The organism is Streptomyces agglomeratus (assembly GCF_001746415.1).
Classification (GTDB): Bacteria; Actinomycetota; Actinomycetes; order Streptomycetales; family Streptomycetaceae; genus Streptomyces; species Streptomyces agglomeratus.
The window spans coordinates 4,100,365-4,113,208 of the sequence record NZ_MEHJ01000001.1 but is presented as its reverse complement, the minus strand read 5'-3'; the positions used below and the strand labels follow the sequence as shown (position 1 = coordinate 4,113,208).

Here is a 12,844-nt window from a genome sequence, read left to right as displayed (position 1 = left end):
CGCTCGTCTCGCCGGGCACGCTGGCGCGATGGACGAAAGACGCACCACGAAGGTGTCGAAGTACCTCTCGAAGCACCTGCGGCATCAGCCCGAACGCATCGGAATCACGCTCGACGAGAACGGCTGGGTGGAGATCGACACCCTTCTCCGGGCCGCGGCCGCGCACGGCTTCCCGGTCACCCGCGCCGAACTGGACCATGTCGTCGCCGCCAACGACAAACAGCGCTTCGCGGTCGACGGCCCCCGGATCCGCGCCAGCCAGGGGCACACGGTCGAGGTCGACCTCGGCCTCCCGGAGGCCGAGCCGCCCGCGTACCTCTATCACGGCACCGTCGCCCGCAGCCTCGAAGCGATCCGGGCCGAAGGTCTGCGCCCCATGGCCCGTCACGACGTGCACCTCTCACCCGACCGCGAGACCGCCACCCGCGTCGGCGCCCGGCGCGGCCGTCCCGTGGTCATCGGCGTGGACGCCGGGGCCATGCACCGCGCCGGCCACGTCTTCCGGGTCAGCGCGAACGGCGTCTGGCTCACCGCGTCCGTACCCCCGGAGTTCCTGCGCTTCCCGGAGTGAGGCGGGCCGCCACGCCTCGGCCGGCCTCAGCCCAGGGTCAGCCGACGCATCCCGTGGCGCTCGGCCGCGGTGCGTTCGCTCTCGGACATCGGCAGCCGCCCGGTGGCCTTGAGCAGGAACGTCGTACGGTCCCAGCCGGCTCCCGCCACCACGACCGGCTTGTCGTACGGCCGCCCGTCCAGCAGCAGCCGCGCCACCACGTCCGCCGCCGCGCCGGTCGGCCACGGCCGGTGGCCGAGGCCCGCGGCCACGTCGAAACCGTGCACGCACACCTCGACGACACGGGTGACGAGGAAGTCGGACAGCAGCATGGGGTCACCGTGCCGGGTACGGACCTGGCGCTCCGGCGGCTCCTCGGCACATGCCTCGGCGACAGCCCGCCAGAGGGCGTCGAAATGCTCGGCGAGGGCCCGGCCGTCGGCGTACGCGCCCACGGACTCCTGGGCCGTTGTGACCCGCATGTCGTTGGCCCCGGGCGAGAAACGCTCGTCCGGGGCGTAGTAACCGGCGGCCGTCACCAGCACACCCGACGGCTGCGGCTCGGGCTCCGCCAGCATGGTGATGATCCGGCCGACGGCGGTCGTCAGGTGTACGAACACCTCCCGCACGGTCCACGGGTCGCACGGGCTCGGCCGGTCCCACTCCGCTTCCGGGAGCCCGCAGACCTTCTCGTACAGGCGCTGCGACTCGGCCCGGAAGGCCGCCAGAACCGTTTCCCCGTCCATACGCACCAGCCTAGGCACCGCCGACGGTCTCCGGGCCGGGACACCGGCGTTTCCGGGCCGCGACCTCAGGCCGCGAGCTGAGCCAGCCCCTCCGTCGCGATCTGCTCGAAGACCTTCTCGTCGGCGGCGAAGTCGGAGTCGGCGATCGGGGCGTGCAGCACGATCTCGGTGAAACCGAGGGCGAAGTGCCGGCCCGCGAAGTCGACGAAGGCGTCGAGGGACTCCAGCGGACCGCTCCGCTCCGGCGTGAACCCGGTGAGCAGGATCTTGTCGAGCTCACCGACGTCCCGGCCGGTCTCGGCGCAGGCGGCGCCCAGCCCGGTGATCTGACCGCGGAGGGCCTCCAGCGACTCGGCGGGCGTACCGGACTCGAAGAGCTTGGGGTCGCCCGTGGTCACCCAGGCCTGGCCGTAGCGGGCGGCGAGCTTCAGCCCGCGCGGGCCGGTCGCGGCGACGGCGAAGGGGAGCCGGGGCCCCTGGACGCAGCCGGGGATGTTCCGGGCCTCGTCGGCGGAGTAGTGCGTGCCCGCGTGGGTGACGGCGGGCTCGGTGAGCAGCCGGTCCAGGAGCGGTACGAACTCCCCGAACCGGTCGGCACGCTCGCGCGGCGTCCAGGGCTCCTGCCCGAGCGCGGTGGCGTCCCACCCGTTGCCGCCGGCGCCGATGCCGAGCGTGACGCGCCCGCCGGACACGTCGTCCAGGGTGATCAGGTCCTTGGCGAGGGTCACGGGATGCCGGAAGTTCGGCGACGTGACGAGCGTTCCCAGCCGCATGCGCGAGGTCGCACCGGCGGCGGCGGTCAGGGTCGGTACGGCACCGAACCAGGGGCCGTCACGGAAGCTCCGCCAGGACAGGTGGTCGTACGTGTACGCGGTGTGGAAGCCGAGCTGCTCGGCCCGCTGCCAGGCGTCACGGCCACCCTCGGACCAACGGCGGACGGGAAGTATCACGGTACTCAGGCGCATCCCCCGACCCTACGCGGCACGCGACGCGGGCGGGGCCGTGACGGCGGTGGCCGGGAGACCCCACGGCACGGCACCGCCCCCGAAGCCCCGCCGGGTCTCATCCGGCATCGCCAGGTCTCAGATGTGCACCCTTTCCCACGCGCGTGCATTTCATACGGGAAGATGGATCTGTGACCTCAGCAACCGACCCTCAGCAGACCCGGCCGGCCCCGGCCGGCACCATCACCCCCCGGCTGATCGCCACCGACCTGGACGGCACGCTGCTGCGTGACGACAAGTCCGTGTCGGACCGTACGGTCGCCGCGCTCGCCGCCGCAGAGCGGGCCGGCATCGAGGTCTTCTTCGTCACCGGCCGCCCGGCCCGCTGGATGGACGTCGTCAGCGACCACGTCCACGGCCACGGCCTGGCGATCTGCGCCAACGGCGCCGCCGTCGTCGACCTGCACGCGGGCGGCAAGCTGATCCAGGTCCGCCCGCTGGCCCGCGAGGACGCCCTCGCCGTCGTCGTCGCGCTGCGCGCCGCCGCCCCCGGCACCTCCTTCGCGGTCGAGCTCTCCACCGGAATCCACTACGAGCCGCAGTACCCGCCCTTCTTCCTCGACCCGGGCGCGACCGTGGCCACCGCCGAGAAGCTCCTCGAGGAAACCGCTCCCGGCTCCGGCGCCCCGGTCGTCAAGCTGCTCGCCCACCACACCGAGCTGTCCCCCGACGACTTCCTCACCCTGGCCCGCGCGACCACCGACGACCGGGCGTCCGTCACCCGCTCCAGCCCGTCCGCGCTGCTGGAGATCAGCGGCTACGGCGTCTCCAAGGCCAGCACTCTGGCGCAGTGCTGCGCGGAGCGCGGCATCTCGCCCGCCGAGGTCGTTGCCTTCGGTGACATGCCGAACGACGTGGAGATGCTGTCCTGGGCGGGCACGTCGTACGCGATGGGCAACGCGCACCCGGACGTGGTGGCCGCGGCGTCCGGCCGTACGGTCGCCAACAACGACGACGGCGTCGCGGTGGTCATCGAGCGGATCCTGGCCGCCCTGTAGCCCGCGACGAGCCCTGGGCCCGCATTCGAGCCCAGGGCGGCCCGTCACGATGCCAGGGTGGCCCGTCACGATCCCAGGGCGCTCAGAAGCTCGCCCCCCGCTCGCGCATCCACGGCGCCGGGTCGATCCCCGACCCGAGGTGAGGGGTGAGCCGTACCTCGAAATGCAGGTGCGGACCGGAGGAGTTGCCGGTGGTGCCGGCCTGCCCGATCCACTGTCCGGTACGCACCCGCTCCCCCTGGTCGACCATGACACCCGCCAGGTGCGCGTACTGCGAGTAGTAGCCGTCCGGATGGCCGACCACGACCTCGATCCCGAAACCGCCGCCGCAGGCCACCGAGACGACCCGGCCCGCGCCGACGGCCCGTACGGGCGTGCCGATGTCCACGGCGAAGTCCTGCCCCGTGTGCCGGCTCTTCCAGCGCGCGCCCTCGCCGCCGAATCCGGCGGACAGCTCGTAGTCCTCGACGGGCGTGACCCACGGGCGGGTGCTGGGCGCTGCCTGCTCGTCCGGGCGTACGGCGCCGGCGCAGCGGCCGGCCGCGACGCTGCGGTCCGCCGTGCCCTGGAGCTTCCACCGGGCGTCCTCGAGTTTCGCCGTGACGGTGCGCTTGATCGTGGCGAGCTGTTGCGTACGGGCTTCGAGGTCGAGCCAGGCCGCGGTCGCGAGTTGCTCGTCCTCGATGAGCCTGCGTTCGGCGCGCTGCGCCCGGTCCAGCATCCGGGAGACGGCCAGCTCGGCCTGCCAGGCGAGGCGGTGACCGTCCATCAGCTCCTGCGGGTCGTCGGCCAGCAGCAGTTTCGCGGTGTACGCGATGCCTCCGCCGCCGGCGCGGTACTGGGCCCGCGCCACCCGGCCCACGTTCGCGCGCAGCATCTGGATCTCGTCCCGCTCCCGCGCGATGAGCCGCTCCAGGCGCAGCGCCCTCGCCCGCTGCTTCTTCGCCTCGCGCCTGCCCTGTTCGTACGTCGCGGAGGCCCGAGCGGCCTGTTCGTACAGCCGGGCCACCTCGGCGCCGATGGCGGGCCCGTCGGAGGACGTGTCACCGGCAACAGCGGAGGCAGCGGAAGCGGGGTGAGCAGCGGCGGGCACGGCTGCGGCGGATGCTGCGGCGGCAGGCGCGGGGAGGCACAGCAGCACGCACAGCACCGGCACGATCAGCCGTTGGCAGGGTCCGAGGTGCATCCACGGATCGTGTCCCGGTCACCGCCCGATCGCGTGCACCGAGGTCACGTCGACGGGGTGTCGTCCCGCCATCCGGCCTACCCGGGCACCGCGGCGGCCTCACACCGGCTCCCGCACACGTCCTCCCGCACACGTCCTCGCGCACCGTCCTCGCGCGGCTTCCTCGCGTACCTTCCTCGCGCGGCTTCCTCGCGCGGCTTCCTCGCGCGGCTTACGGAGGCTGCTCCATCGCACAGCAGAGCGGCGCCGCCCCGCAGCGGCGCTCCCGCAGCGCCGACCCCGCCCCGCCGCCCTACAGCGGCGCCTCCCACACCACCGTCGTGCCCCCGCCGTCCTCGCCCAGCCCCGGCTCGATCCGGCTCGTCCCCCCGAGCGACTCGGCCCGCCGCTTCAGATTGCGCAGGCCGCTGCGCCGGCCGCCCGCCGGGATGCCGACCCCGTCGTCCGCCACCGACAGCCGCACCCCCCGGCTCCCGTCGCCCAGTTCGGCGGTGGCGTCGACGACGACTTCGATACGGGAGGCGCGGGCGTGCCGGAAGGCGTTGGACAGCGCCTCGCGCAGCGCCGCGACCAGGTTCTTCCCGGTGAGCTCGCCGACCAGCGAGTCGACCGGGCCGACGAAGCGGTGCTCCGGCTTGAAGCCCAGCGGCACGGCCGCCATGTTGATCTCCCGCAGCACGCGCGTACGCAGCCCGGAGGGCGCCTCGGCCGGGCCCTGCTGGAGCGCGAAGATGGCCGTACGGATCTCCTGGATCGTCACGTCCAGTTCGTCGACCGCCCGGCTCACCCCGGTCCGCACCTCGGGCACCACCGACCCGCGCTGCGCGCTCTCCAGCATCAGCCCGGTGGCGAACAGCCGCTGAATGACCAGGTCGTGCAGGTCACGGGCGATCCGGTCGCGGTCCTCGTACACGGCGAGCCGCTCCCGGTCGCGCTGGGTCTCCGCCATCATGAGCGCGAGCGCGGCCTGCGAGGCGAACTGCGAGGCCAGCGTCCGCTCCGCCTCCGTGAACGGCTTCGCGTCCCGGACGCGGGGCGTGGCGAGCGCGCCGAGCACCCGCCCGCCGCTGTGCAGCGGCAGGAGCATGCTGGGCCCGTACCGCCGCGCCAGTCGCGTGACCATGTGCGGGTCGCTCGCCGAGTCGCCGATGAACACCGGCTTGCCGGCGAGGAGCCGGGCGACGATCGGGCTCTCCGGCGGGATGACGACGCCGAGCGAGTCCGACGGGTCGTCGGCCGACACCGCGACGATCTCCAGGCCGCCCTCCTCGGCGGGCAGGAGCACTATTCCGGCGGCCGAGTCGGCCAGCCGACGGGCCTGTTCGGCGACGACGGTGAGCGCCTCGTCGGCGTCGCCGCCCGACAGGAGCGCGGTCGTGACGGCGACCGACCCGTCGATCCAGCGCTCGCGCTGCCGCGCGGCCTCGTACAGCCGGGCGTTGCCGATGGCGATCCCGGCCTCGGTGGCAAGCACCCGCACCATGTGCAGGTCGTAGTCGCTGAACCCGGCCCCGCCGTGCTTCTCGGCGAGGTAGAGGTTGCCGAAGATCTCGCCCTGTACGCGCACGGGTACGCCGAGGAAGGACCGCATCGTGGGGTGGTCGGCGGGAAATCCGGCGAAGCGCGGGTCGGAGGTCAGATCGCCGAGCAGCACCGGTCCGGGGTCCGTGACGAGCGCGCCCAGCAGCCCGTGGTGGCCGTCGGGCAGCCGTCCGATGCGCGCGACCTGCTCCTCGGTCATTCCGTACGTCACGAAGTCCGCGAGGCCGTCGCGTTCCTGGTCGACGACGCCGAGCGCCGCGTACCTGGCGCCGGCGAGCTCGGCCGCCGTCTCGCAGATCCGGTCGAGGGTGGAGTGCAGTTCGAGGCCCGTGCCGACGGACCGCATGGCCTCCAGCAGCTGGGGGACACGCGCGGTGAGCTCGGTGGACAGGCCCCGCAGGCTGCGGGCGGCCTGGGTGGCGGCTTCGAGGTGGTCACTGGGGTTAGGCACGTCCGGCACGCCTTGCGCTGACATGCCCCCGAGCCTAATAAGTCCTATTTCAAGGCGAAAGTCGGACTTCGAACGCTCAGGGCGCCTCCACGGCCACGCCCGCTCCGAACGGCTCGGCCGACAGCTCGCGCTCGCGCATCCGCCGCAGCGGCCCCCGAGCTTCCACCAGCCGCCCGTACGGGCCGCGCTGCACGGCGCGCCCGCCGTCCAGCACGATCACCTCGTCCACGGCGTCGAGTCCCTGGAGCCGGTGCGTGATGATCAGCGTCGTACGCCCCTCCGTGGCTTTCAGCAGGTCGGTGGTCAGGGCGTCCGCCGTCGCCAGGTCGAGGTGTTCGGCGGGTTCGTCGAGTACGAGGACCGGGAAGTCGGCCAGCAGGGCGCGCGCCAGCGCGAGACGCTGGCGCTGGCCGCCGGACAGGCGGGCGCCGTGTTCGCCGACCATCGTGTCGAGCCCGTCGGGCAGCCCGTCGACCCAGGTCAGCAGCCGGGCGGCGGCGAGCGCGTCCCTGAGCTCGCCCTCGGTGGCGTCGGGCCTGGCCAGCCTCAGGTTCTCCCGTACGGAGCTGTCGAAGAGGTGGGCGTCCTGGGCGCACAGGCCGACGAGCCTGCGCACGTCGTCGCCGTCGAGAGCGGCGGCGTCCGTTCCGCCGAGCGTGAACGTGCCTTCCCGCGCGTCCAGGAAGCGCAGCAGCACCTGGGCGAGCGTGGTCTTCCCGGCCCCGGAGGCGCCGACGACGGCGACCCGGCGGCCGGCCTCCAGCGTCAGGTCGAAGCCGGCCAGCGCGTCCCGCTCCTGCCCGGCGTACCGGGCGCCGATCCCCCGCATCTCCAGCGGGAACGGCGAGGCGGGGCGGGCGGCGGGCGTCTGCGGCTCGCGCACCGGCACCGGAGCGTCCAGCACCTCGTACACGCGCTCGGCGCTGTGCCTCACGCGCCTGCGGTACTGCACGGCGAGGGGAAGCCCGGTGACGGCCTCGAAGGCGGCCAGCGGGGTCAGTACGACCACGGCCAGCGTCACCCCCGACAGCCGCCCGTCGTGCACAGCCTGGACGCCGGCGAGCGCGGCGGCCACGACGGTCAGCCCGCAGGCCAGCGAGGAGAGCCCGCCGCCGAGGGCGGTGGCGGTCGCGCCGCGCGAGGCGATCCGCGTCAGCACCCCGTCCGCTTCCCTTGCGCCGGCCGTACGCCGCTTCAGCGCACCGGCGACGGTCAGCTCGGCCGTGCCGCCCAGCAGATCGGCGATGCGCGTCGCCAGCGCTCCGCGCGCGGGCGCCAGCTGCCGCTCGGCCCGCCGGGCACACGCCCCGCTCAGCCACGGCACACCGACGCCGGCCACCAGCAGCCCGACGGCCAGTACCGCCCCTGCCTCGGGCAGCAGCCAGGCGGTGAAACCGACGGAGCCCGCACCCACGAGAACGGCGCTGCCGACGGGCAGCAGCCACCGCAGCCAGTAGTCCTGCAACGCGTCGACATCCGCGACGAGCCGGGACAGCAGGTCACCGCGCCGGGTCTCCCGCAGTCCGGCGGGCGCGATCCGCTCCAGCCGCCGGTACACGGCGACGCGCATCTCGGCGAGCATCCGCAGCACGGCGTCGTGCGCCACGAGCCGCTCGGCGTACCGGAAGACGGCCCGCCCGATACCGAAGGCACGGGTCGCGGTGACGGCGACCATCAGGTAGAGCACCGGCGGCTGCTCGGAGGCACGCGAGATCAGCCAGCCGGACACGGCCATGAGCCCCACGGCCGACCCGAGCGCGAGACTGCCGAGCACCAGCGCGAGGCCCAGCCGCCCCCGCAACTCCCCGGCGGATTCCCGCACCCGCCGCAGCACTCCACGGCCGCCACCACGGGCCGCCGGACCGGCAACGCCCGTGGAACGCCCGTCGGCCGGCTCCCCGGCACCGGGCAGGCCGGCGGGCTCGGCCGCGCCAACAGGGCGAACCGCACCCGCACCCGCGCCCGATGACGACACCTCGGAACTCGCCGGCCCACCGCCCGGCACCGGCCCGCCGTGCGCACCGGTCCCACCGCTCAGCACCAGCTCGGGCCCACCGGGCCCGCCGGGCGTACGCCCCAGTTCCACCACGCGGTCCGCCACGGCCAGCAGCGCCGGCCGGTGCACGACCAGCACCACGGTGCGCCCCGCCGCAAGCCTCCGGACCGCCTCGACGATTCCCGCTTCGGTCTCGCCGTCCAGGTTCGCCGTCGGCTCGTCCAGCAGCAGCAGCGGCCGGTCCGCGAGGAACGCCCGTGCCAGGGCGAGCCGTTGCCGCTGCCCGGCCGAGATCCCCGCACCGTCCTCCCCGAGCCGCGTCTCCACGCCCCGGGGCAGCGCGGCCACGAAGTCGTACGCGCCGGCGTCCCGCAGCGCCGCCTCCACCGCCGCCGCGTCCGCGTCCGGCCGCGCCAGCCGTACGTTCTCCGCGACCGTTCCCGCGAACAGGTACGGCCGCTGTGGAACCCACGCGATCCGCTCCCGCCACCGCTCCATCGAAACGGCCGCGAGGTCCACCGCGTCCGCCCCGTCGCCGACGAGGACCCTGCCGTCGTCCACCGGGGCGAACCCCAGCAGAACATTCAGCAGCGTGCTCTTGCCGACCCCGCTCGGGCCGACAACGGCGACCGTCTCGCCCTCGGCGACGACCAGCGACGCCGAGTCCAGCGACGCCTCGGCGCGCCCCGCGTGCCGGACCGTCACCCCCTCCACCCGAAGCGCCCCGGAAGCAGGCGCGTCCGCTCCGCCCGCCGCGCCGAGCGGCTCCGTTTCCAGTACGTCGAAGATCTCCTCGGCGGCGGCCAGCCCTTCCGCCGCCGCGTGGTACTGCGCCCCGACCTGCCGCAGCGGCAGATACGCCTCGGGTGCGAGGACCAGAATCACCAGGCCCGTGTACAGATCCAGGTCTCCGTGCACCAGCCGCATGCCGATGCCCACCGCGACCAGCGCCACCGACAGCGTCGCCAGCAGCTCCAGTGCGAACGATGACAGGAACGCGATGCGCAGCGTGCGCATCGTCGCCTGCCGGTACTCCGCCGTGATCGACCGGATCGACTCGGCCTGCGCCTTCGCCCGCCCGAACACCTTCAGCGTGGGAAGCCCGGCGACCACGTCCAGGAAGTGCCCGGACAGCCGTGACAGCAGCTTCCACTGCCGGTCCATCCGTGCCTGGGTGGCCCACCCGATCAGGATCATGAAGAGCGGGATCAGCGGCAGCGTCCCCACGATCACCGCCGCCGAGACCCAGTCCTCGGTCACGATCCGCGCGAGCACCGCCACCGGCACGACGATGGCGAGCCCGAGCTGCGGCAGGTACCGGGAGAAGTAGTCGTCGAGCGCGTCAACGCCCCGCGTAGCCAGCGCCACCAGCGACCCCACTCGCTGCCCGGTCAACCAACCGGGCCCGAGCGCGACCGCCCGCTCCAGCAGCCGCCCCCGCAGCTCCGACTTGACCGCCGCGCTCGCCCGGTGCGCGGCCAGTTCCGTGAGCCACGCGATCAGGCCGCGTCCCAGCGCGACCCCCGCGAGCAGCAACAGCGGCGTACGCAGCTCCGTACCGTCCAGCCCTCGCTGGAACGAGCCGACCACCACCTCGGCGATGAGCATCGCCTGCGCGACGACCAGGCCCGCCCCGGCCAGCCCGAGGAGCACCACCGCCCCGAGGAAGAGGCGGGTGGCGCGGGCGTACCGGAGCAGGCGCGGATCGATCGGTTTCACGTGAAACATTCCCTACTGGTGCGCGTCGGCGATGTGCTGCGTGCCGATCCGCTTGCGGAACACCCAGTACGTCCAGCCCTGGTAGAGGAGCACCACCGGCATCGCGATCCCCGCGCACCAGGTCATGATCTTCAAGGTGTACGGCGTGGACGAGGCGTTGGTGACCGTGAGGCTCCACGCGTCGTTCAGCGAGGACGGCATGACATTCGGGAACAGTGTCAGGAAGAGCATCGCGATCGCGGCCACGATGGTCACCCCCGACAGCCCGAAGGCCCATCCCTCACGCCCGGCCGCCGTGAACCCGATCGCGGCGACCAGCGCGAGTACCGCCACCGCCATCGCGACCAGGCTCGCCGTGCCGCCGTTGTCCCGCTGCGTCCAGCCCAGGAAGGCGACGGCCAGCATCCCGGTGACGACCCCGAGCTTGAGCGCGAGCCGGCGCGCCCGCTCCCGGATGTCGCCGAGCGTCTTGAGCCCGGCGAAGACCGCGCCGTGGAAGGTGAAGAGCGTCAGCGTGACGAGCCCGCCGAGCAGCGCGTACGGGTTGAGCAGGTCGCCCAGGGTGCCGACGTACTCCATGTCCGCGTCGATCTTCACACCGCGCACGATGTTGCCGAAGGCGACGCCCCACAGGAACGCGGGCAGCAGCGAGGTCCAGAAGATCGCGTGCTCCCAGTTGGTCTGCCAGCGCTCCCCGGTCCGCTTGACCCGGTACTCGAACGCCACCCCGCGCACGATCAGGCAGACCAGGATCAGCAGCAGCGGCAGGTAGAACCCGGAGAAGAGCGTGGCGTACCAGTCGGGGAAGGCGGCGAACGTCGCGCCGCCGGCGCTCAGCAGCCACACCTCGTTGCCGTCCCAGACGGGTCCGATGGTGTTGATCAGGACCCGCTTCTCCTTGCGGTCACGGGCGAGCAGCTTCGTCAGGACACCGATCCCGAAGTCGAAGCCCTCCAGGAAGAAGTAGCCGGTCCACAGGACGGCGATGAGCACGAACCAGACGTCGTGGAGTTCCATACCTCAGCTCCTCAGTCCTCAGTACGAGAAGGCCATCGGCCGGTCGGCGTCCGCGTGGTCGCCGCCGATCTTGGTGGGCGGGTTGAGGTCGGACTCCGTGAGTTCGGGCGGTCCGGCCTTGACGTACTTCACGAGGAGCTTGACCTCGATGACGGCGAGGATCGCGTAGAGGAGCGTGAAGACGGTCATCGAGGCGATCACCTCGCCCTGCGAGACGCCGGGGGAGACCGCGTCGCTGGTGCGCAGCACGCCGTACACGACCCAGGGCTGACGGCCCATCTCGGTGAAGATCCAGCCCCACGAGCTGGCGATCAGCGGGAAGCCCATCGTCCACAGCGCGACGATCCAGTACCACCGGGCGAACTTGGGGCTGAGCGTCTTGTTCTTGAAGAGCACCAGATTCGGCACTTCGTCGTCACCGGTCCGCAGCGCCGCCGGCAGCATGAACTTCTTGCGCGTCAGCCACAGTCCGAGCATGCCGAGCGAGAAGGACGCCATGCCGAAGCCGATCATCCAGCGGAAGCCCCAGTACGCGACGGGGATGTTGGGCCGGTAGTCGCCGGGCCCGAACTTCTCCTGCTCGGCCTTGTTGACGTCGTTGATGCCGGGGACGTACGAGGAGAAGTCGTCGTTGGCGAGGAAGGACAGCAGTCCGGGGATCTCGACGGCGACCTTGTTGTGCCCCGCGTCGACGTCTCCGTACGCGAAGATCGAGAACGGCGCCGGCGCCTCGCCGTCCCACAGCGCTTCCGCGGCGGCCATCTTCATCGGCTGCTGCTTGAACATGACCTTGCCGAGCAGGTCGCCGCTAACGGCGGTGAGCATTCCGGCGATCACGACGGTGATCAGCCCGAGCCGCAGCGAGGTGCGCATTACCGGGACGTGCTTCTTGCGCGCCAGGTGGAAGGCGGCGATGCCGACCATGAACGCGCCGCCCACGAGGAACGCCGCCGTGATGGTGTGGAAGAACTGGGTGAGCGCGGTGTCCTGGGTGAGCACGCGCCAGAAGTCAGTGAGCTCGGCGCGCCCGCGCTCCTCGTTGATGCGGTAGCCGACCGGGTGCTGCATCCAGGAGTTGGCCGCCAGGATGAAGTACGCGGACAGGACCGTGCCGATCGAGACCATCCATATGCAGGCCAGGTGGATCTTCTTCGGCAGCTTGTCCCAGCCGAAGATCCACAGCCCGATGAAGGTGGATTCGAAGAAGAAGGCGATCAGCGCCTCGAAGGCCAGCGGCGCCCCGAAGACGTCACCCACGAACCGCGAGTAGTCGGACCAGTTCATGCCGAACTGGAACTCCTGGACGATGCCGGTGACGACACCCATCGCGATGTTGATCAGGAAGAGCTTGCCCCAGAACTTGGTGGCCCTGAGGTACTTCTCCTTCTGCGTACGCACCCAGGCGGTCTCCAGTCCCGCGGTGAGCGCGGCGAGCGAGATCGTCAGGGGAACAAAAAGGAAGTGGTAGACGGTGGTGATGCCGAACTGCCATCGCGCGAGAGTCTCCGGCGCCAGAGCTAGGTCCACGTCGCCTTCTCCTTCGTATCGCCTCGGAGCTTTGTGGAGCTTGTGAAACGTGAGCTTGTGAACGCGTTCACATTCACAAGCAACAGTATGTCGCACGTGTGTTTCGGT

General features: G+C 72.2%; 9 protein-coding genes. 2 read left to right on the top strand and 7 right to left on the bottom strand.

Annotated elements, in window-relative coordinates; genetic code table 11:
- Positions 1-28: 28 nt before the first annotated feature.
- Entirely contained in the window at positions 29-571 is a 543-nt protein-coding gene (locus AS594_RS17805; RefSeq protein WP_069932637.1) for an RNA 2'-phosphotransferase, read from the top strand.
- 26 nt (positions 572-597) lie between these two features.
- Here AS594_RS17805 and AS594_RS17800 read toward each other — a convergent pair whose 3' ends face one another.
- Both AS594_RS17800 and AS594_RS17795 read right to left on the bottom strand, forming a co-directional pair.
- On the bottom strand, positions 598-1,296 hold the full coding sequence (locus tag AS594_RS17800) for a maleylpyruvate isomerase N-terminal domain-containing protein (protein ID WP_069932638.1): 699 nt from the start codon (positions 1,294-1,296) through the stop codon (positions 598-600).
- A 65-nt stretch (positions 1,297-1,361) separates the two neighbouring features.
- A complete protein-coding gene (locus AS594_RS17795; RefSeq protein ID WP_069927991.1) occupies positions 1,362-2,261 on the bottom strand; it encodes an LLM class flavin-dependent oxidoreductase in 900 nt (299 codons plus the stop codon).
- 170 nt (positions 2,262-2,431) lie between these two features.
- On the opposite strand from AS594_RS17795, the gene AS594_RS17790 reads away from it, so the two are divergent.
- Entirely contained in the window at positions 2,432-3,298 is an 867-nt protein-coding gene (locus tag AS594_RS17790; RefSeq protein ID WP_069927990.1) for an HAD family hydrolase, read from the top strand.
- 82 nt (positions 3,299-3,380) lie between these two features.
- Here AS594_RS17790 and AS594_RS17785 read toward each other — a convergent pair whose 3' ends face one another.
- The 5 genes from AS594_RS17785 to AS594_RS17765 form a co-directional block, all read right to left on the bottom strand.
- Positions 3,381-4,484 (bottom strand): M23 family metallopeptidase, encoded by a 1,104-nt coding sequence (locus AS594_RS17785; RefSeq protein WP_069932639.1) that lies wholly within the window; start codon positions 4,482-4,484, stop codon positions 3,381-3,383.
- A gap of 292 nt (positions 4,485-4,776) precedes the next feature.
- Complete coding sequence (locus AS594_RS17780) at positions 4,777-6,477, bottom strand: sensor histidine kinase (RefSeq protein ID WP_420877800.1); 1,701 nt, start codon at positions 6,475-6,477, stop codon at positions 4,777-4,779.
- Positions 6,478-6,553: 76 nt separating this feature from the next.
- On the bottom strand, positions 6,554-10,192 hold the full coding sequence (cydD, locus tag AS594_RS17775; RefSeq protein ID WP_069932641.1) for a thiol reductant ABC exporter subunit CydD: 3,639 nt from the start codon (positions 10,190-10,192) through the stop codon (positions 6,554-6,556).
- A gap of 12 nt (positions 10,193-10,204) precedes the next feature.
- A complete protein-coding gene (gene cydB / locus AS594_RS17770; protein ID WP_069932642.1) occupies positions 10,205-11,209 on the bottom strand; it encodes a cytochrome d ubiquinol oxidase subunit II in 1,005 nt (334 codons plus the stop codon).
- 18 nt (positions 11,210-11,227) lie between these two features.
- Entirely contained in the window at positions 11,228-12,736 is a 1,509-nt protein-coding gene (locus tag AS594_RS17765; RefSeq protein ID WP_069932643.1) for a cytochrome ubiquinol oxidase subunit I, read from the bottom strand.
- Positions 12,737-12,844: the final 108 nt, after the last annotated feature.